The sequence below is a fragment of the Paenibacillus sp. EPM92 genome (assembly GCF_016586185.1).
Classification (GTDB): Bacteria; Bacillota; Bacilli; order Paenibacillales; family NBRC-103111; genus Paenibacillus_G; species Paenibacillus_G validus.
Genome location: NZ_BCPS01000068.1, coordinates 77,709 through 96,843, shown reverse-complemented (window position 1 = coordinate 96,843; position 19,135 = coordinate 77,709). Strand labels below are relative to the sequence as shown.

General features: G+C 53.2%; 17 protein-coding genes and 1 pseudogene. All 18 read right to left on the bottom strand.

The features are described 5' to 3' along the window. Positions 1 to 19 precede the first annotated feature (19 nt). The 18 genes and pseudogenes from JMF85_RS15530 to JMF85_RS15445 all read right to left on the bottom strand — a co-directional run bounded on the left by JMF85_RS15530 (position 20) and on the right by JMF85_RS15445 (position 19,127). Complete coding sequence (locus JMF85_RS15530; protein ID WP_230876010.1) at positions 20 to 874, bottom strand: hypothetical protein; 855 nt, start codon at positions 872 to 874, stop codon at positions 20 to 22. Between the two features lie 121 nt (positions 875 to 995). Next, a complete protein-coding gene (locus tag JMF85_RS15525) occupies positions 996 to 1,250 on the bottom strand; it encodes a DUF3243 domain-containing protein (RefSeq protein ID WP_054795802.1) in 255 nt (84 codons plus the stop codon). Between the two features lie 78 nt (positions 1,251 to 1,328). Then, the gene (gene ymfI, locus JMF85_RS15520; protein WP_201318471.1) at positions 1,329 to 2,090 is read right to left on the bottom strand and encodes an elongation factor P 5-aminopentanone reductase; all 762 of its coding nucleotides are present in this window, start codon (positions 2,088 to 2,090) and stop codon (positions 1,329 to 1,331) included. Then, positions 2,087 to 3,373, bottom strand: a complete 1,287-nt coding sequence (yfmH, locus tag JMF85_RS15515; protein ID WP_127604469.1) for an EF-P 5-aminopentanol modification-associated protein YfmH — start codon at positions 3,371 to 3,373, stop codon at positions 2,087 to 2,089. The genes ymfI and yfmH overlap by 4 nt, the downstream gene beginning before the upstream one ends. Beyond that, positions 3,374 to 4,690, bottom strand: coding sequence for an EF-P 5-aminopentanol modification-associated protein YfmF (yfmF, locus tag JMF85_RS15510; protein WP_127604471.1), 1,317 nt, complete (start codon positions 4,688 to 4,690; stop codon positions 3,374 to 3,376). Between the two features lie 94 nt (positions 4,691 to 4,784). Further along, positions 4,785 to 5,609: a spore cortex-lytic enzyme gene (gene sleB / locus JMF85_RS15505; RefSeq protein ID WP_201318470.1), complete on the bottom strand. Its 825-nt coding sequence runs from the start codon at positions 5,607 to 5,609 to the stop codon at positions 4,785 to 4,787. Positions 5,610 to 5,720: 111 nt separating this feature from the next. Further along, positions 5,721 to 8,336: an FtsK/SpoIIIE family DNA translocase gene (locus tag JMF85_RS15500; RefSeq protein WP_372814083.1), complete on the bottom strand. Its 2,616-nt coding sequence runs from the start codon at positions 8,334 to 8,336 to the stop codon at positions 5,721 to 5,723. 65 nt (positions 8,337 to 8,401) lie between these two features. Further along, positions 8,402 to 8,635, bottom strand: coding sequence for a YlzJ-like family protein (locus tag JMF85_RS15495; RefSeq protein ID WP_127604477.1), 234 nt, complete (start codon positions 8,633 to 8,635; stop codon positions 8,402 to 8,404). Beyond that, positions 8,632 to 9,384, bottom strand: coding sequence for a ClpP family protease (locus tag JMF85_RS15490; RefSeq protein WP_155614341.1), 753 nt, complete (start codon positions 9,382 to 9,384; stop codon positions 8,632 to 8,634). Before JMF85_RS15490 ends, JMF85_RS15495 begins: the two co-directional genes overlap by 4 nt. Before the next feature lie 156 nt (positions 9,385 to 9,540). Continuing rightward, positions 9,541 to 11,217: a ribonuclease J gene (locus JMF85_RS15485; RefSeq protein WP_054799141.1), complete on the bottom strand. Its 1,677-nt coding sequence runs from the start codon at positions 11,215 to 11,217 to the stop codon at positions 9,541 to 9,543. 214 nt (positions 11,218 to 11,431) lie between these two features. After that, positions 11,432 to 12,295, bottom strand: a complete 864-nt coding sequence (gene dapA / locus JMF85_RS15480) for a 4-hydroxy-tetrahydrodipicolinate synthase (protein ID WP_127604479.1) — start codon at positions 12,293 to 12,295, stop codon at positions 11,432 to 11,434. A 21-nt stretch (positions 12,296 to 12,316) separates the two neighbouring features. Continuing rightward, positions 12,317 to 13,531: an aspartate kinase gene (gene dapG, locus JMF85_RS15475; protein WP_141333905.1), complete on the bottom strand. Its 1,215-nt coding sequence runs from the start codon at positions 13,529 to 13,531 to the stop codon at positions 12,317 to 12,319. Between the two features lie 118 nt (positions 13,532 to 13,649). Continuing rightward, positions 13,650 to 14,690: an aspartate-semialdehyde dehydrogenase gene (locus JMF85_RS15470; protein ID WP_127604483.1), complete on the bottom strand. Its 1,041-nt coding sequence runs from the start codon at positions 14,688 to 14,690 to the stop codon at positions 13,650 to 13,652. Positions 14,691 to 14,732: 42 nt separating this feature from the next. After that, positions 14,733 to 15,326, bottom strand: coding sequence for a dipicolinate synthase subunit B (locus JMF85_RS15465; protein ID WP_127604484.1), 594 nt, complete (start codon positions 15,324 to 15,326; stop codon positions 14,733 to 14,735). Further along, complete coding sequence (gene dpsA / locus JMF85_RS15460) at positions 15,326 to 16,222, bottom strand: dipicolinate synthase subunit DpsA (RefSeq protein WP_054799139.1); 897 nt, start codon at positions 16,220 to 16,222, stop codon at positions 15,326 to 15,328. Before dpsA ends, JMF85_RS15465 begins: the two co-directional genes overlap by 1 nt. Before the next feature lie 211 nt (positions 16,223 to 16,433). Beyond that, positions 16,434 to 17,111: pseudogene (locus JMF85_RS15455) on the bottom strand (group II intron maturase-specific domain-containing protein); the annotation flags it as partial. Between the two features lie 89 nt (positions 17,112 to 17,200). Continuing rightward, on the bottom strand, positions 17,201 to 18,211 hold the full coding sequence (locus tag JMF85_RS15450) for a site-specific integrase (RefSeq protein ID WP_201318505.1): 1,011 nt from the start codon (positions 18,209 to 18,211) through the stop codon (positions 17,201 to 17,203). Continuing rightward, a complete protein-coding gene (locus tag JMF85_RS15445) occupies positions 18,198 to 19,127 on the bottom strand; it encodes a tyrosine-type recombinase/integrase (RefSeq protein ID WP_236595866.1) in 930 nt (309 codons plus the stop codon). Before JMF85_RS15445 ends, JMF85_RS15450 begins: the two co-directional genes overlap by 14 nt. Positions 19,128 to 19,135 lie beyond the last annotated feature (8 nt).

Below are 19,135 nucleotides of genomic sequence, written 5' to 3'. Positions count from 1 at the left end.
TCCCGTTTCAGGCGGGTTTTCAAAAATTCTTCTTCACAACCGCTTCCCGCTGCTCATAAGGCTGCAAACCGGGGGTCCACGCCTGGTTCGAGAGGTTGTTCCTCAAGGTAACGAGAATTTCGTTCCAGTTCAATTCGACCGTCGTCTGCGCCATGTTAACAACAGGCACCTGCAAGCCGCGAATGCGCTGCAATTGACTTTTTTCCAGCGGCGCGAACACGACAATCCAAGCAGGGCCGTGCGAGCGAACCTGAAACTGTAATTGACTGTACCAGCCTTCCGCATCCGCAAGCGACACGTATTCGGCCTCTTCCGACGGCGCCCATTCGGACGGAATCGGATACGCCGAGGTAGTCACCCATTCGATCGCCCGATCGGAGACGAGCTGCTGCCTGACCCATTCGTCCCATTCGCCGCGAAGCTGCGATTCCAGAACCGACTTCACCATGATATGCGAGCCTTGGATGGACAATGTCTGCCGGACAACCTGATCATCAAGCAAAATCCATTTGCGGTTTCCAATTTGCTCCGCTTGCGGAAGCGTCGCCTGCACCAGTTCATGACCGGCCACTACGATATAATCGTAGGCATGGGAACGGATCGCTTCCAATTGTTCTTCCGACAGCGTCGACACGTCAGCGAACCAATCGAAGGCGGTCTGATGGTGATCGCGCCAATCCACCAAAGCGGCTTGCAGCCGCTGCTTCGTATCGGGCGCCAAGTTCGGTTCGGTCACTACCAGCAGCGAAGGTTTGCTTTGCAGCAAGGCCGGATCGATGCTGGGAATATTTTTGCCGCACCCGGCGAGCAAACCGACGGTAAGGAACAACGCAATGATTCGGATAAGCCCTTTCATCTTTCTTACTACCCTCATTTCTGTATCTTCCGAGCTCTTCTCCTTAGTATATACGTTTCAAAACGCCATTCCAAGCTATGCGCAGGCAGCGCAAAAAAAGCCCCCTGGGAAGGAGGCTGGCTTAAAATGACGCTTATGATTAATTATTCGCTTTGGCAAGCTTCACCATAGCTTTGGCGAGCGTTTTTCTTTCTTGCTCGTCACATACATCCCACAGTTCTTTCAGGACGCGTTCTTCTTTGTTCTCGGGATCGACTTTATCGGATAAAAACTCGCCGATCTGGAACGCGAGTTTCGATATCGTCTCATCGCTCATCCCGGCTTTCTCTGCTTGCTCTACACGCTCTCCTAAAAATTCCTTCCAGCGTTCAAACACCTTCAGCACAGTTGCCATGCCGCAATTCCTCCTTTGAAGTGATATCGACGTTACAAAGGTTAGAATTCGCAAAACACGCAAAGTTTATACGGTTGGTCAGGTCAGCCATCCGCCGTTGGGACTTATGATTTGTCCGGTAATATAGCCGGATTCCGGCAGCGCCAAGAAATAAACGAGTGAAGCGATTTCGTCGGGTTGGGCGAACCTTCCCGCCGGAATGTCGTGCTCAAGCGCCGCTTTCTCCTGCGCGTCGAAGCCTGCCATCATCATCGTGTCCACGGCGCCGGGAGCGACTGCGTTCACCGTTACCGCCGAGGGCGCAAGCTCCTTTGCCAGTGCTTTCGTGAAGGCGTTGATCCCGCCCTTCGCCGTCGAATATGCGACTTCGCAAGAAGCGCCGGAGATGCCCCAAATCGACGAAACGTTAATGATCCGCCCGTATTTTTGAGCAATCATCGGGGGCATGAACTGCCGCGTCATCAGAAACGTACCTTTTAAGTTGATGTTCATAATGTCATCCCATTCCGTTTCCGTGACATCAGACAGCATCCCGTAATGGGAAATACCCGCGTTATTAACCAGAATATCGGGAATAAGTCCGTGCTGTTCGAGCTTCTCGCGCATACGTTCGATTTGATCGAGCGATCTTAAATCAGCGGTAACCGTTAGTACACGGGCTCCGTGCCGCATGCAGCTTCGGGCTGTCTCGTTCGCCGATTCATGCGACTGCAAATAATGGATGACGACGTTCATGCCGACGGAGGCAAACCGGCGGGCGATCGCCGCGCCGATTCCGCGGCTCGCCCCCGTTATTAGTACAGTTTGTTCGGTAAAAGATTTAATTCCGGTTGGTGTCATTTCGCCTCGCTTCGGACAATGGACGCTGCGAGCTGGTTCCAGTTGAAATGATCGGCCAGGCATGCATTCACATCTTCAAGCGAAAGCTGTTCATACACCGGCAATATGTCAAAAAGGTCCATATCCTTAAAACGGTATTTCGTAAACTCGTTGGCGATTGCCTCCGGCGAGTTCAATTGGCGGAGGAAAGCACCGATCTTCTTCTTCTTGCTCCGTTCAAAATCGGCGCGGTCGATGCCGGACGCTTTCACCTTGTCTATTTCTTCTTTCACCCGGTTGATCAACAGCTCCGGATCCTTGGTGTCGCCGCCGATTACCGAGAATGCGTATTGCTCCGCAATGTTGTATTCGGATCCGAAACTGTCGGAAATGAGCTGCTCATCATACAGCTTCTGGTAAATGGCCGAGCTGGGGCTGACGAGTATGTCGAGCACCACTTTCATCGCCAGCTCCCGCTTCATCATCTCACGGCCGCGAAGCGGTTGACTCGATTCCTTGCAGCCGAACAAGCATTTCGGCACGGAAACGGGCAGCGTGCTTTCCTTCCGCGGCGCCTTTACTTCACCAGGCTCCGTTTCAAACAGACGGTGAATCTCTCCCTGCGGCTTAAACGTCTTGGCCGCCTGGTTTTGCTTAACCAAATCCATTATTTCCTGCGGATCGACACCGCCGACCACAAATAAGCTCATATTGGTCGGATGGTAGAACGTATGGTAGCATTCGTACAGCATTTCCTTCGTAATTTCCCCAATCGACTCGACAGTGCCGGCAATATCGATATGCACCGGGTGAACATGAAACATCGTTTCAATTAACCCGAAATAAACGCGCCAATCCGGATTATCCTGGTACATCTTAATCTCTTGGCCGATGATCCCCTTTTCCTTCTCCACATTCTCGTCCGTAAAGTAAGGATGCTGCACGAAATCAAGCAAGGTCGTCAAATTTTCCCGGATATGCCCGGTCGCCGAAAACAAGTAAGCGGTTCGATCGAAGCTTGTGAACGCATTGGCCGACGCGCCTTGGGCGGCAAATACGGAGAAGATGTCCCCTGTGGGCTCTTCGAACATTTTGTGCTCCAGAAAGTGGGCGATGCCGTCCGGCACTTTTTGCTCCGGTCGGCCTTCCACGCGGAAATGATTATCGATCGAGCCGTATTTGGTTGAGAACGTGGCGTATGTTTTTTGAAATCCTTCTTTCGGCAAAATGAATACCGTCAATCCGTTAGGAAGCTGCTCGCTGTAAAGCGTTTCCTTGACTTGCGGGTAAGGGATCGTTTGCATTTATTGTCCCCCTTTGCTGTCGGTTAAAAAATAAATCGTATCCAGCTCGGTTTGCCGGGCGATCCGCTGTATGTCGGCAGGCGTCGTCTGCTCCACCGCTTCAATCAGCTTCGGCACGGTGCGCTCCGCTCCCGACAACCGGTTATTGAAGTCGAAGGCGATTAACTCGAACGCTGAGTCTTGAAGCTCGCGCAAATGTCCGGTTATCATTGCTTTCGTCTGCTGCAGCTCGGTGTCGTTAATCTGCCCGTCTTTCATCGCCTGAAGCTGGTCTTTAATGATTTGAACCGCCTTCTCGTAGTTCCCGATTTCAATGCCGGATTGTATCGTGAGAATGCCTTTATGTCCATCCAGTCGGGACGAAGCGTAATAGGCCAGACTCGCCTTCTCCCTGACGTTTGTGAACAGCTTGGAGTGCGGATAACCGCCCAGAATGCCGTTGTACATGAGAGCGGCCGGATACGAATCGTCACCGTACGAAGTCGGGATGCGCAGCCCCATATTCAGCTTGCCTTGATTGAGGTCAAGGCGTTCCACCACTTCGTTCACCTTCGTCACTTGACGATGCTCCGCCTTCAAGGCATAGCCCGGTTGAGCGGTTCCGCGGCTGTCGCCAAGCTGAAAGGAACGCTCGATCAACGGGAGTACCTGGCTTAAACTGGTGTTGCCGACTACATACACGTCAATCGGCGCCTGAGCGAGCCATTGACGGTAACGGTTCGTCAGCAGATCGGAATCAATGGCTGCCAAATCTTCAATACGACCGAGGGGATGCAGCCGATACGGCTCCTCCTTGCACATCTCCGCGATGCAGCGTTCGGCTGCATAGCGAATCTTATCGTTGACGATCGCTTCCAACCGCTTCTGGACGGTCGTTTTCTCCGATTCGATATATTTGGCCCTCAACCGATCGGCGTCCATCGCCGGTTGTGTCACCGCCTCGCCTAAAAACTGCAGCGCCTGTGACAGTAAAGATTCCTTGCTTGAGACAAAATCATCCTGAATAACGTCCATCCGAAACTGCACCATCTGATAATCGCCGCGCTTGTAAACGTCAAAGCCGAAGCCGGCGCCGTACAAATCGTCCAGCCGCTCCCGGAATTGTTTCGTTTCCGGATAAGCCCGGCTGCCCCGGCGCAGCACGAACGGAATCAAAGCGGTCGGCGTCACGGTGTCCTCCTTCAGCGGACACCCGATATATACGGAAATCGCAAACGTTTTAAATTGCTCGGTCGGGAGCACATGCACGCGTAGCCCGCGCACGGTTCCCCGTTCAAGTTGGATATGCTTCAAAGCTGCAACAACCCCTCTCGACATCGGTCTACCGCCTTTCCGGTTATTCCATTATATTCCTCTATAAACAGAAGAAGCAACCGCAAAGCGGTCACTTCTTCGCCGAGTTATTTACAGGTTATTTGCAAAAGATATGTTTCCCTATCGTTTTCACCTGCGGACGGGTCCAAATCCACTTTGAAGTCGCCGTGGCCGGGTTAAAATAGTACAGGCAGCCGCCCGAAGGGTCTGAGCCGTTCAGCGCATCCTGGACCGCTTTGAACGACGTTTCGTTCGGCTCCAGCCAAATTTGGCCGTCAGCCACAGCCGTGAAGGCGCCCGGCTGGAAAATAACGCCTGAGACCGTGTTCGGAAAGCTCGGGGAGTTGACGCGGTTAAGGATAACAGCGGCCACCGCCACCTGCCCGATGTACGGCTCTCCTCGCGCTTCGCCGTGAACGGCGTTCGCCATCAGCTTCATATCCTGAAGCGATAGACCGAGTCTCGTGGACGGGGTCATGCCTGTCGGCGCAGGCGCCGTTCCGCCTGTACTCGGGGCAGCTCCGCCGCCTGCCGCATTGTTCGCCGGAGCGTTGCCCTTCGAACTGCCGGGGACCCAAGGCGGAAGCTCGTCGTGCTTGGCCTTCCAGTCTTTGGTGGCTTCCCACAGCTTTACCTTTGTTTTGTCGCCGACAATGCCGTCAGCTTTCAGGCCGAATTCCGACTGGAACCATTTCAACGACCTTAACGTCTGATAGCCGAAGTCTCCGTCGACGTCTCCTTTATAAAAGCCTAGGAATTTCAAACGCCCCTGCAACTCGTACACGTCTGCTGTTCCGGACGTTCCGTACCTGATTTCGTTCTTGCTGAACGTTTGCTCGGTATGTAAGCGGTGCTTGAGCTCCAACCCGGCAAATAACACAACTACCAAACTAACGGTGATGACAATCAATCGTTTGTTCATTCGCGGCAACTCACCTTTCCCACTCTCATGATGTCAGACCTATTTAAGGGTTATTATGAGAAAGGGATGCCGCTTCTATTCAATACTTTCGTAATGCATCCTTCAACCTCGCTAGGAGCTCATTCGGTTGATTTCGTACTGCTCCATGGAGATCAGCACCTCGCGGGGCTTACTGCCCTCGTACGGCCCTACGATACCCCGCGCTTCCATCGTATCGATCAGCCTCGCCGCACGGGTGTACCCGACGCGCATACGGCGCTGCAGCAGCGATACGGACGCCTGCTTCGCCTCCAAAATAATTTGCACCGCTTGATCGTAAAGCTCGTCCTCAAACAGGTCCTGATCGTCCTGTTTCTCCTCCACAAGCGGTACCATATCTTCAACGTATTCGACCTGGCGCTGGGTGCGCACGAAATTACAAACGGATTCGACCTCCTGGTCGGATAAAAAGGCCCCCTGCACGCGGACCGGTTTGGACGCGCCCATCGGCAAATAAAGCATATCACCCCGGCCAAGCAGCTTTTCCGCTCCGGCTGAATCAAGAATCGTTCGCGAGTCGACTTGCGACGATACGCCGAAGGCGATCCGCGATGGAATGTTCGCCTTGATCACGCCGGTGATCACGTCTACGGAAGGCCGTTGGGTCGCAATCAGCAAGTGGATACCGGCCGCGCGCGCCATTTGCGCCAAGCGGCAAATCGCATCTTCGACATCATTGGCGGCGACCATCATCAGGTCGGCCAACTCGTCGACGATGACAACGATATAGGGCAGCGGAGCACCGGTTTGCGTTTCCACCAGCATGTTATTGTAGCCCTCGATATTTCGTGTGCCGCTCTTAGAGAACAGTTCATACCGTTTCTCCATCTCGACGACGACCTTCTTCAAGGCCAGCGAAGCGCGCTTCGGATCGGTGACAACGGGCGCCAGCAAATGCGGAATACCGTTATACACATTCAATTCGACCATCTTCGGGTCAATCATCAGAAACTTGACTTCATCCGGCTTCGCTTTGAATAAAATGCTCGTGATAATGCCGTTGACGCACACCGATTTCCCTGAACCTGTAGCCCCCGCAACCAACATATGAGGCATCTTCGACAAGTTGCCGACGATCGGCTGGCCGGAAATGTCGCGGCCGAGCGTGATTGACAGCTTGGAGGCGGCATCCTGAAAGGCTGCCGTCTCCATGACCTCACGCATCGTAACGATCGACACCTCGGTATTCGGCACTTCGATGCCGATTGCCGATTTACCGGGAATTGGCGCTTCCATCCGGATGTCCTTAGCGGCGAGCGCCAGCGCGATATCGTCGGTCAAGCTGACGATGCGGCTAACCTTCACCCCGACGTCAGGCTGAATTTCGTAACGCGTCACCGCCGGCCCCCGCACCACTTCGAGCACCTTGGCGCGGACGCCAAAGCTTTCCAGCGTCGCTTCCAGCTTGCGGGCGACCGCTTTGTAGTCCAGCGAATCGGCGCCTTTCCCCGAAGCCGGCTTGGATAAAAGCTGCAGCGAAGGCAGTTCGTAAGGTATCGTCAGCGGCTTCGTCTTGATGTCAAAGTCTTCACCGTTCGCGGTATCGAGGCTCTGCTGCTCTTGCGGCTGCGCCGCCGGATCGGCTGCTGCGGTCGCCGCCCCCGTAACAGAGGCTTGCGGCTGTCCGCTCAATTCGTTCTCGTCATAGCTTTCTTGCCGCACTTGTTCCTGAAAATCGCGAATAACCGGAATCGCCGAGTCGTATCCCGCGGCTTCTTTCGCATCGTTGCCATCGTTCGAATCGGGTTCTTCCCCGGCATAAGCGGAGTATACCGTTACTTCTTCGTCCGCCTCCGAGTACGTCTCATCCTTAGTTCGTTTCGAGGAAACGCGCGCTTTCTTCCCGCCGTCCTCCGAAGGTTTTAACAGCTCAAAGAACAAAGACCGTTTCTTGGCCGCGGATTTGCGAGCCTTAGGCTCCGGTCTGTACGTTTCTTCGTCGAAGTCTTCGTCGATCGGCATTGCGAGAACAGCCGCCGCTTTCTTCTTGCGCGCTGCCGCGGTCGCTGCGGCCGCTGCGGCCGCCTCGGATGCTCTGGCCGCTTTCCGCTCCATCATCTTCCGCTTTAGGAATTGCCCGAGCAGCGTATCCTTGAACGGCTTGCGTCCCTGCAGCCTGGCTGCCAGATCGCCGAACGACCACCCGGTAACCAGAATAAAGCCGGCTACAACCAGCGTAAATTGAATGAGCCGCGCTCCCAAATTGCCGAACATGAAATACAATGCCGCATACAGTAAGGAACCCGTCATCCCGCCGCCTACACCGTCGGTCAAGATGTTCTGGCCCTCTTCGGAAGGACTCAGCCCCTCGACCAGGCTCGTCCACGTCTGGAAGACGATCTGTCCTGCCGTGAAATCAGCCTTAGGGTACAGCTGTGTGAACAAGCTGATGTGGCTCATCAGCAGCAGGGACAGCATGATGAGCAAAATCCCCGACTTTCGGACCGTTCGCCAAATCGGCCACTGGCGCTTCATCATCGCGTACAACGCGACGTATATGAATACGAGAGGGATGACAAAATCCCACGTCCCGATCACGAACCGGAACAAATAGGTGAGCGAACGGGCCACCGAGCCTTCACGGGAAAGCGCGATGACGGATAACGTTAAGATCAGGATGCCGTACAGCTCAAATTTTAAATTGGTTTTGATACCTTTGCCACTCTTCTTCCTCTTGGCCAAAACCATTCACCCCCGTCAGCCTATTATACCATAAACTGGAGCGAAGCTGAACGGGACGCCTGCAAAAACGGTTAGCCGGGAAAGACCGGTTTAAATTCGATTAACCGGCCAGGGGTGTACTGCGGATTTAAAAAATCTTGCGGGTTGCAGCTTATGAGCCGTACGATGGTAGCCTGCGTTTGATTGATCGGCTGTACCTGCATCGTCACGCCGTTCATGACGATTTCCAGCAATTGCGTCGCCGACTCCATCGCGTCAATGCCTTCCATGACCTTGTCCATCGGCAATATCGTGTAATGCGTCATTGCACCACACCCCCGGAGAGTGTTTTCCGGCGTTCTTCGATCATGCTGTTTAATTTGCCGATGGCCTCCCCTATTCCCCCCAAGCTGTCGATGAGCCCGTATCTAACGGCATCCGTCCCGACGACGGTCGTTCCGATATCCCGCGTCAACTCGCCCGTTTTAAACATAAGCTCCTTGAATTTATCCTCGTCTACACGGGAATGCCGGGTTACGAAACGAATGACGCGCTCCTGCATTTTATCCAGATATTCGAACGTTTGCGGCACACCGATAACCAGACCGTTCAGCCGGATCGGGTGGATGGTCATCGTAGCGGTTTCCGCGATAATGGAATGGTTCGCCGACACGGCGATCGGTACACCGATACTGTGTCCGCCTCCAAGCACCAGCGTGACCGTCGGCTTCGACAAGGTGGCAATCATTTCGGCGATGGCCAGCCCCGCTTCTACGTCGCCTCCCACCGTGTTGAGAATGATCAGCACGCCTTCAATTTTCGGATTTTGTTCGGCCGCTACGAGCTGCGGGATCAGATGCTCGTACTTTGTCGTCTTGTTCTGCGGCGGCAGCACCATGTGTCCTTCTATTTGACCGATGATCGTCATGCAAAAGATATTCGATTCGCCGCTCGGCACGACGGTTTGACCCAGCTGCTGGATGGCTTCAACCGCTCCGTTCTTGCGGTTTTCGTCCTGCCCCTGAGCTGTCTGCGGCTGTTGTTGCGGCTGTTGATCCTGTCTGTTCGTCAGCATGGCAAATTCCCCCTACTAAGTATCCAAATCTTCTTTAGTATGGTACGCTTCGCCAATAATATGCACGTATAGAAAAAGCTTCCTTACCCGGCAACGGCCGAACAAGGAAGCTTTAACGTTTATATAACTTAGGGTTCAAGTGACTAATGCGAGTGACTAGACTTCCATAATAATCGGGAGAATCATCGGTCTTCTTCTGGTTTGTTCATATAAAAATCGTCCGAGTGCATCTTTTACATGCGTTTTGAGCGATGCCCACTCATTTACGTTTTCATTCATCAGGCGATGGAGCGTGCTCGTCACGATCCGGTTCGCCTCGTCAAGCAGACCTTCGGATTCTCTCACATACACGAAACCTCGGGAGATGATGTCCGGACCGGACAAAATCGCACCATCCTGTTTGCTCAACGTTACGACGACGACCAGAATGCCGTCCTGGGACAGCAGCTTGCGGTCGCGAAGCACGATGTTGCCTACGTCGCCTACGCCCAAACCGTCGATCAAGATGTTGCCCGCCGGCACTTTCGAACCTTTGCGAGCGACGCCGTCTTGAATTTCGACGGTTTCACCGTTGTCCACGATGAAGATGTCTTCGCGCGGAATGCCGACGGATTCGGCCAACAAGCCGTGCTGCCGCAGCATCCGATACTCACCGTGAATCGGAATGAAATATTTAGGCCTCATCATATTCAGCATCAGCTTCAGTTCTTCTTGACTGCCGTGTCCGGAAACGTGCACACCGGTTATCGAGCCCGGTCCGTAAATTACATGCGCGCCGATGCGCATAAGCTCATCCACCGTACGCCCGACGTAACGCTCGTTGCCCGGAATCGGAGTCGCCGCAATAATGACGGTATCTCCCGGCAAAATGTCGACCTTGCGGTGCGTCGATCGAGCCATACGCGTTAACGCGGACATCGGTTCGCCCTGAGAGCCTGTCGACAAAATGGCTACGCGATCGCCTGCCATCTTGTTCACTTCTTCCGGCTCGATCAGCATACCGTCCGGAATGTTCAGGTAACCGAGTTCGCTGGCGATCGATACGACATTCACCATACTGCGCCCGATAACGGTCAGCTTACGACGCGTTGCCACGCAAGCGTCGACAACCTGCTGAATCCGGTGAATATTGGACGCGAACGTTGCAATAATGACGCGCTGCTTCGCTTTGCGGAACACCTCTTCGATTTCTGCGCCGACACTGCGTTCCGATCCGGTATAGCCCGGACGCTCGGAGTTCGTACTGTCGGACAACAGGGCCAGTACACCTTTTTGTCCGATAGCCGCCATTTTGTGCAAATCGGCGTACTGATCGTTAACCGGCGTTTGATCGAATTTGAAGTCTCCGGTGTGCACCACGTTCCCTTCCGGCGTTTCCAGGCAAACCCCGACGGAATCCGGAATACTGTGGTTCGTTTTGAAGAACGTCGCTGTAATGCAACCCATTTTCAATTCCGAATCCGCTGTGATCACATGACGCTTCGTTTCGCCAAGCAAGCCCGCTTCTTTCAATTTCGTTTCGATTAACCCCAAGGTTAACCGGGTTCCGTAAATAGGCACATTCAGATGCTTGAGTACATACGGCAAGCCGCCGATATGATCTTCATGTCCGTGCGTAATCAGAATACCGCGAACTTTATCGCGGTTTTCCGTCAAGTATGAAATATCCGGGATTACGATGTCGATACCGAGCATGTCCTCCTCTGGAAATTTCAAGCCGCAGTCGACAACGACGATGTCGTTCGCATACTGAATCACATACATGTTTTTACCGATTTCACCCACGCCGCCTAGGGCAAAAATCGAAAGTTTGTCTATATTTTTCTTTGACAACGTATAAACCTCCTTGGTTGATTTGACGACGATTTTCCATATGAACGATTAACCAATTCATAAACCGCACCAGTCACTTGCCACCATTATACATGAAAGAATCTTGCCATTACAAGTAAACCGTAAATACCGCTCATCCCTGTGCCGGGTACTGCTTAGCATCTCCTAAAAAAAGAAAACCGATGCCGCGAACGGCACCGATTCATCGAAGACTTCATGCAAATAGGGACGCAATGAATTGTCCTTCTTGTTCGGTCACATCCACGAGCGGGAGCCGTACGCCACCGACCGAAACCCCTCGAAGGTTAAGCGCATATTTCACCGGGGCCGGGTTGGGGCGGAAGAACAATCCGCTGAAAATCGGCAAAAGCTGCCCATGCAGCTTAGCCGCTTCCTGTACGTTCCCCTGCAAGTAGCAGTTTATCATATTTTTCATTTCTTTTCCAATTACATGACTGGCTACGCTGACCACGCCGTACGCTCCGACCGATAAGGCCGGCAGCGTCATGCTGTCATCGCCGGTATACACGCGAAACCCGGACGCAGCGCCGCTCACGATTTGCGTTAATTGGTCAGTGCCCGCGCAATCTTTCGTCGCGACGATGTTCGGAATTTGGGAGAGCCGAATCGTCGTCTGCGCATCGATGTTCACGCTAGTACGGCCCGGAACGTTGTACAAAATAACCGGAATCGAAACGGATTCTGCGATCGCTTTGAAATGCTGGTACAGCCCTTCTTGCGTCGGACGGTTGTAATAGGGTGCGACAAGCAGCAGCGCATCGACGCCGAGCTTCTCCGCTTCCTTGGACAAATGAATCGAGTGGGCCGTGTCGTAACTGCCCGTGCCGGCAATAATTTTCGCCCGTCCTCTCGCATGCGTAACGGCCGCTTTGAACGATTGCAGCTTCTCTTCCTCGGTGAGAGTCGGGGACTCCCCCGTCGTGCCGCAAATGACGAGGCTGTCGCTTTGTTGGTCGTCAATCAAATAGTCCATTACTTTCTCGAATTGTGCCCAGTCGACGTTAAGATTCTCATCGAACGGGGTAATCATAGCCGTTACCAGTCTTCCGAAATCCACGACCTTCTCCTCCTTACGAGCTTATTTATGCAGATTGAATTTTCGATGCAAAGCCCGTACCGCCCGGGCCATATCTTCCCCTTGCACCAACACCCAAATGGTTGTATTGGAGTCGGCGGATTGCAAAATCTGTATATCTTGGTCCGTCAACGCTTCAACGATCGTGGCCATAATGCCGGGAACGCCGTTCATGCCGCCGCCGACGATCGACACCTTGGCGCAATGTGACGTGATCAGCGGCGTCAAGCCGAGCTCGGCCAGCGCTTTCAAAGCGCGGTCCGTTTCCTGATCGAAGACGGTGTACACGACGCCTGACGGGTTGACATTAATGAAATCAACGCTGATCCTCTCTCTCGCCATCGCCTTAAACACGCGAAGCTGCAGATCGAATGCGCCTTCCTGCGCGGCTACCCGAATTTGGGAAATGCCGGGAACATGCGCGATTCCGGTAACGAAACGGTCATGAAGCGTACCCGATTGTTTCATCGCTTCGGGATGCGTGACAAGCGTTCCCGGGTGCTTGTTGAAGGTGGAGCGCACGCGCACCGGAATGCCGGCTTGCATAGCCATTTCGACGGCGCGCGGATGGATGACTTTCGCCCCTAAATGCGCCATATTGCAAATTTCCGTATACGATACGACATCCAGCGGCTTCGCATCTTCGACGATCCGCGGGTCCGCCGTCAATATGCCGCTCACATCGGTGAATATATCGACGATTTCGGCCTTCAGCGCAGCGCCTAGCGCCGTCGCCGACGTATCGCTGCCGCCCCGGCCGAGCGTCGTCAAATCCCCGCCTGACGTCTGGCCCTGGAAGCCGGCCACAATGACAACGTTTCCTTGCTCAAGCAGGTCCAAGATTCGATTCGGCACGATCGAAACGATCTGTGCATTCCCGTAGTCATCATTCGTTTGAATCCCCGCCTGCGCCCCCGTCAATGCGACAGCGGGGATGCCGTTCGCATGCAGCAGGCTGCAAAGCGTCGCTGCCGATATGAATTCGCCGCAGCACAGCAGCAGATCCTTCTCTCTTGCCGGTAAACAGTCTCCGTTCTTGCTTATCCAATCCAGCAAGGTGTCTGTCGCGTAGGGCTCACCCTTCCGTCCCATCGCCGATACGACAACTACGAGTTTGTACTCCTGGTTCAAAGCGTCTTGAATGTGTTCGATTACGTTTGCTCTAGCTTCGGCAGTGGAAAGGGATGTGCCTCCAAATTTCTGCACCAAGATCTTCATCAAAGATCTCCCCTTTCGGTTCTTCCATTACTTGCAGCCGCCACTTCGAATGTCTTCGATCAGCAGCTTGCAAGCAAAAGCTTGGCTTCCCGTACGAAACGGGAAGCCAGCCTCTTCGTTAGTTTTGTTCGATCGCGATGTACTCGGCGATTTGCACGGCATTCCACGCCGCGCCCTTCAACAAGTTGTCGGATACAATCCACAGGTTGAGCGCGCGAGGATTGCTCAGGTCGCGGCGAACGCGGCCGACGAACGTCTCCAGCTTGCCGGCGGCATCCGTCGCCAGAGGGTATACTTGCTCCGCCGGATTGTCCTGGAGGATGATTCCCGGTGCATCGGCAAGCAGCTGTTTCACTTCTTCGATGTCGAAATCGCTTTTCAGTTCGACATAAACCGACTCCGAATGACCGTAAACAACCGGAACACGCACACAAGTCGCCGTTACTTCAAGCGATTCGTCGCCCATAATTTTTTTCGTTTCGTTGATCATTTTCATCTCTTCGTAAGTAAATCCGTTCTCGACGAATTTGTCGATCTGCGGAATGGCATTGAAGGCGATTTGATGTTTTTTCGGCAGCGAACCAACCGGTAAAATTTGCGGTTCCACCTCATTGCCTGCGAGCACCTCGCGGGATTGGCGAAGCATTTCGTCGATCGCGCGCGCACCTGCGCCGGATACCGCTTGATAAGTCGATACGATAATACGGGAAATCCCGTAGCGGTCGTAGAGCGGCTTCAGCGTTTGCACCATTTGGATCGTCGAACAGTTCGGGTTGGCGATAACGCCTTTATGTTCGTTCACTTTGTCAATGTTGACTTCCGGCACGACAAGCGGCGTTTCCGGATCCATCCGGAATGCGCTAGTGTTATCTACGCAAACCGTGCCATGCTTGATCGCTTCCGGAATGAGCGCTTTACTGACGTCTCCGCCTGCGCTGAACAGCGCGATGTCGACGCCCTGAAAGCTGTCCGGCGTCGCTTCCTGCACCGTAATTTCTTGACCTTTAAACGAAACCTTCGAGCCTGCCGAACGAGCGGAGGACAGAAGTTTAAGCTCTTGAATGGGGAAATTCCGTTCCGCCAGCAAACGGATGATTTGTTCTCCTACGGCACCTGTTGCGCCTACGACGGCAACGTTAAACAATTTTTGATTCGACATGTAGTTCTCTCCCCTGCAGTATGTTTGCCATAATCTATAAATTTAGTAATTAAAACGTTCAATCAGCATCGGCTGAAGCTGTTTGCCTTGGAGCGCCGCTTCGCACGTTTCCATAATCAAGTCCATGCGGGCCACGAGCGAATTCGGTTTGGCCGCCGGCGCATCTTGTCCGTAAGGGACGAAGTAGATGTTTTTCGTGATCAGCAGCTTGCCGACGTTCATTGCGTTCAATCCGAGCCCGTCATTCGTGGAAATCGCGAGCACAAGCGGACGTCCGTTCCGCATTTGCGCTTTGGCGGCCATCAGCACCGGGCTTTCCGTCATCGCATTGGCCAGCTTGCTCGTCGTATTTCCCGTGCAAGGCGCGATAACCATGACATCGAGCAGTTTCGAAGGACCGAGCGGTTCGGCATCTACAATTGAAGAAATAATATCATTTCCTGTGATCTCTTTCAACTGTTTTTGCCAATTTTCCGAGGTTCCGAAGCGCGTATCGGTCGTCATAATCGTATTCGAAACGATTGGCACCACCCTCGCTCCCTCGTCGACGAAACGTTTAATTTGCGGCATGACTTCCTCAAACGTACAATGGGAGCCGGTCAACGCGAAACCTACCGTTATTTTTGTCCAATCCATCAGGCATTCCTCCTAGTCGCTTCATCTTCCATGATGATGCGGATTATCGTATCCGCCATGATCCGGCCCGCCGTCTTCGGCGCCACGATGCCCGGCAATCCGGGAGCGAGCATCGCCTTGACGCCGCGCTTCTCCGCAAACCGGAAATCGGTGCCGCCCGGCTTCGAAGCCAAGTCAATGATGATGGCACGATGCGGAATGTTCGCAATAACTTGCGCCGTCACGATCAACGAAGGTATCGTGTTGTACAGGAAATCGACTTTGGACACATGGGAGATCAATTCCTTCGAATAAAAAGGATTCATGCCCATCTCCGTGGCGCGGGCAAAATATTCGGGCCTATTCACCCCGAATCTGACCTTCGCCCCCATCCCTTGAAGCGTCCGGGCAAGCGTAATGCCCGTACGGCCAAATCCGAGCACCATCGATTCGGAGCCATGAATCGTAATGTCCGTGTTCTGGATCGCCATCATAATAGCGCCTTCCGCCGTCGGGATGGAATTGTAGATCGCCACGTCATCGCGGTCGAACAGTTCGACGAGTCCGATGCCGACAGTGGAACACAGCTCGCGTAAGTAAGGCTTCGCCATGCCGGTGAACACTTTGGCGTGTTTCGGCAAGGCGGCTATATGTTCATGTGACAGACGTAATTCCTTCGAAGAAAATATGCTTTCGACGCGTCCTTGGTCATCGGTTCCTACGGCTGGCAATATCAGGGCATCCAGGCTTTCTAAGGCTTCCGGCGTCAGCTCCGCCTTGGTGATCCCGCTGAACCCGTTTTGGAGATTGTCGAATCCGATCAGTACGACAGTGGCGTCCAGCTCGGAGCATTTGTGAATAATCTCGAGCTGTCTGGCGTCGCCGCCGATCAAACCCACATGAATCCCGGTCAGCATTCCTTTCACCTCTTTCTAAATCGCTCTCGATAACTTATCTTATGCGGTTGCCCAGAGATGGGTTCCAGCGCGGGAGAACGTCTGAAGAGGCGAAGCTTCGGCTCGCCGGGACTCTACAGGAAGAGCGGCAAGATCGAGTAGGAGGAGGCGCCTAGCCTCCGTCCTCTCACACCACCGTACATGCGGGTCCGCATACGGCGGTTCCAAAAGGTTAACAAAGCTCTAAATAACGAGAAAGCAAACTTTTCAGCCCTTTCGCTTCCCAATAGGAAGCCGGAAGGGCGTTGTTTGTGTTTCGAGACATTTCCCACGACCCGCGCCTGGAATTCGCCATCATAAAGCAAGCCCATTCTGGAACGCCGAGTGCTCGGAGCTCGCGGATTCGGGTACGCACCCGTTTCCACTGCTTCCATAAGCACATACGCAATCTGCGTCGAATCCATTGGTCGAATTTCTCGCAGTGACCTTTCGCCGAGGCTAGTCGGAAGTAGCCGATCCAGCCGATGAGATAACGGTTCAACTGCAAAATCCGGTTTTCCATAGACATCGATCGCGCTCGGTTCGTCAGCTCCCGCACCTTCTCTTTGAATCGTGAGATGGTTTGTGGAGCTAATCGAATCGTCGCTTTCTTGTCCCTCAGGAAGCTAAAGCCGAGGAACTTACGGTTCCAAGGGCGGTCTACCGCGCTTTTCTCTCGATTCACTTTTAGTTTTAGTTTTCCTTCTACGAAGCGTGTTACCGACTCCATGACGCGTTCGCCCGCACGTTTACTGGCTACGAAGATATTACAGTCGTCCGCGTAGCGGACGAAACGCAATCCTCGTTTGGTTAGCTCTTTGTCCAAGTCATCCAGCAGGATGTTGGCTAAAAGCGGACTGAGCGGTCCACCTTATGCAAAGTAAAGGATTATGCAAAGTAAACCTCAGAAACCCCGTTAATACGGGATTTTGGTTAGATTTACTTTGCATAGTATTCCGGCTACAGTTCGGAAAGCCAAGAAAGCAGCGCCTGATCCTGGTTCCAGTCTGGCAAGTGGTTGTCTACAAGATCAGGATAGGCCTGTTCAATAGCTTTTCGCTTGGTCTCTGTATCCGTTCGAGCATAGACCTCCGTCGTTTTCAAATCGACATGGCCCAGAAAATCACGAATGTAGATGAGATTGACGCCTGCTTGCAGGAGATGCATGGCCTTCGAGTGTCGGAGCATATGAGGCCTCACTTTCGAAGGCACAATCGTCGATGTTTTTCTGGCTGCTGCCGCATATTTGGTAAGAATGTGAGCGACACCTTCTTTCGTTAGTTTGTTCCGCTGGTTGTTTGTAAACAAGGGATGCTCATTCTTTGACGGGTGATCCAGCTTTTGCTCGAACCTGTATCGCTGTAATAGAATAACGGTGTTTTTCATTAGCGGAACACGTCGGGTCTTGTTGCCTTTTCCCGTCAACTGAATGACGGAGGGCGTATCCAGAAATACATCGCCCACGCGCATATCGATGAGTTCCTGAACTCTGGCGCCGGTGTCGTACAAGACACTCAGTAAGGTCAAATCTCGCCGGCCCTTCAAACCGTTTCGGTCCGGTTGAGCCAAAAGCAATTGTATCGCCTCTGGCGACAGGTGCTCCACCATCGCTTTGGGAGCCTTCTTCATCGGAACCGCCATCGCTTTTTGAAGATGAAAGAGCCCGGCCGGTTCCTCGTACTGTATGTATCGTAAGAACGAATGAATGGCTGTCAGACGCAGATTTCGGGTCGTGATGCTGCAAGTCCTTTCGGACTCCAGCCAGTCCAGAAATCCTGTAATCAACTCGGCTGTAAACAAGGCCAGATGCAGACGTTCTGCCGGAATATGCTTCACCTCCTGGCAATATCGTAGGAGAAGCTTGAAGGTGTCCCGGTAGGAATAAATGGTGTTTTTACTGACGTTTTTTTGTGACGTCAGATACGTCGAGAAGAATGCTGTCAGATGTTCAGCAAAATCAGTCGGTTTCATCGGCAGCAATTTCCAATGTCGGAATAATGTCGGGGTATCGCCCTTCCAGTTTCAGCATCAGGTCAGGAAATACATCCGCTGTCAGTCGCAGATAGTAGGCGGTTTCCGTAAATGAATCATGGCCCAAGTAGGTTTTCAGTACGGGAAGATAAGCAGCCAGATCCTTTCCCTGCAAAACCCATTGCTTCAAGCAGTGACACGCGAACGTGTGGCGGAAATCATGAATTCTTGGCCCTTTGCCCCTGCCGCCATGCGAAATGCCTGCTCGCCAAAGAAAGCGCCGAAAGTTGTGGTATACGTTTGCCAGCGTCATTGGTTTTCCGCCCAACGCCGGGAAAAACATTTCCGTATCTTTTGGGAAAGGATGCACTTGCCTGAAATAGCCGCGGCATCGTTCTGCCAATTCTACCGACATGGGAACCAACCGGCTATTGTCCTTTTTGGAATGGTGCACCGAAAGAATGCCTTGCTCCACGTCCACATCGCCAACGGTCAGTAGCCTGGCTTCGGAAACGCGTAGCCCACAGGCATAGATCATACGGAAAAACAAAGGCATGATCAGATGGCGGTCTGGGCATTCGGAACAATAGCGGCATCGATCTGTTTCAGCAAAAAAACGTTGAAGTTCATCGGTCGAGTAAATGTACGGTACGTAAGGCGTTTCCGCAGGATAGTATCGTTTAGGAATCACATACGCCGTTACCCCGATGCGATCCAAATAAATGCCGAATTGGCGGATGATCGATGCGCGGAAAAGTTGGTTGGCTTGGTGCTCATGCGCTTTTTTACTGCACCAATCCAATACCATTTCCCGGGTCAGCGTCGTAGCTTCCGGGTAATTCTCCAGCGTAAACCGATCAAACCGTGCCAAATGGGCGGCGTCTGTTTCGTATTTGTACCCGACGGCTTGCTTCAAGGCGACAT

Bases quoted from the DNA above. Each gene is read 5' to 3' on its own strand.
- JMF85_RS15530 (WP_230876010.1), bottom strand. From the start codon at position 874: ATGAGGGTAGTAAGAAAGATGAAAGGGCTTATCCGAATCATTGCGTTG.
- JMF85_RS15525 (WP_054795802.1), bottom strand. From the start codon at position 1,250: ATGGCAACTGTGCTGAAGGTGTTTGAACGCTGGAAGGAATTTTTAGGA.
- ymfI (WP_201318471.1), bottom strand. From the start codon at position 2,090: ATGACACCAACCGGAATTAAATCTTTTACCGAACAAACTGTACTAATA.
- yfmH (WP_127604469.1), bottom strand. From the start codon at position 3,373: ATGCAAACGATCCCTTACCCGCAAGTCAAGGAAACGCTTTACAGCGAG.
- yfmF (WP_127604471.1), bottom strand. From the start codon at position 4,690: ATGTCGAGAGGGGTTGTTGCAGCTTTGAAGCATATCCAACTTGAACGG.
- sleB (WP_201318470.1), bottom strand. From the start codon at position 5,609: ATGAACAAACGATTGATTGTCATCACCGTTAGTTTGGTAGTTGTGTTA.
- JMF85_RS15500 (WP_372814083.1), bottom strand. From the start codon at position 8,336: ATGGTTTTGGCCAAGAGGAAGAAGAGTGGCAAAGGTATCAAAACCAAT.
- JMF85_RS15495 (WP_127604477.1), bottom strand. From the start codon at position 8,635: ATGACGCATTACACGATATTGCCGATGGACAAGGTCATGGAAGGCATT.
- JMF85_RS15490 (WP_155614341.1), bottom strand. From the start codon at position 9,384: ATGCTGACGAACAGACAGGATCAACAGCCGCAACAACAGCCGCAGACA.
- dapG (WP_141333905.1), bottom strand. From the start codon at position 13,531: ATGAAGATCTTGGTGCAGAAATTTGGAGGCACATCCCTTTCCACTGCC.
- JMF85_RS15470 (WP_127604483.1), bottom strand. From the start codon at position 14,690: ATGTCGAATCAAAAATTGTTTAACGTTGCCGTCGTAGGCGCAACAGGT.
- JMF85_RS15465 (WP_127604484.1), bottom strand. From the start codon at position 15,326: ATGGATTGGACAAAAATAACGGTAGGTTTCGCGTTGACCGGCTCCCAT.
- dpsA (WP_054799139.1), bottom strand. From the start codon at position 16,222: ATGCTGACCGGGATTCATGTGGGTTTGATCGGCGGCGACGCCAGACAG.
- JMF85_RS15450 (WP_201318505.1), bottom strand. From the start codon at position 18,211: ATGAAACCGACTGATTTTGCTGAACATCTGACAGCATTCTTCTCGACG.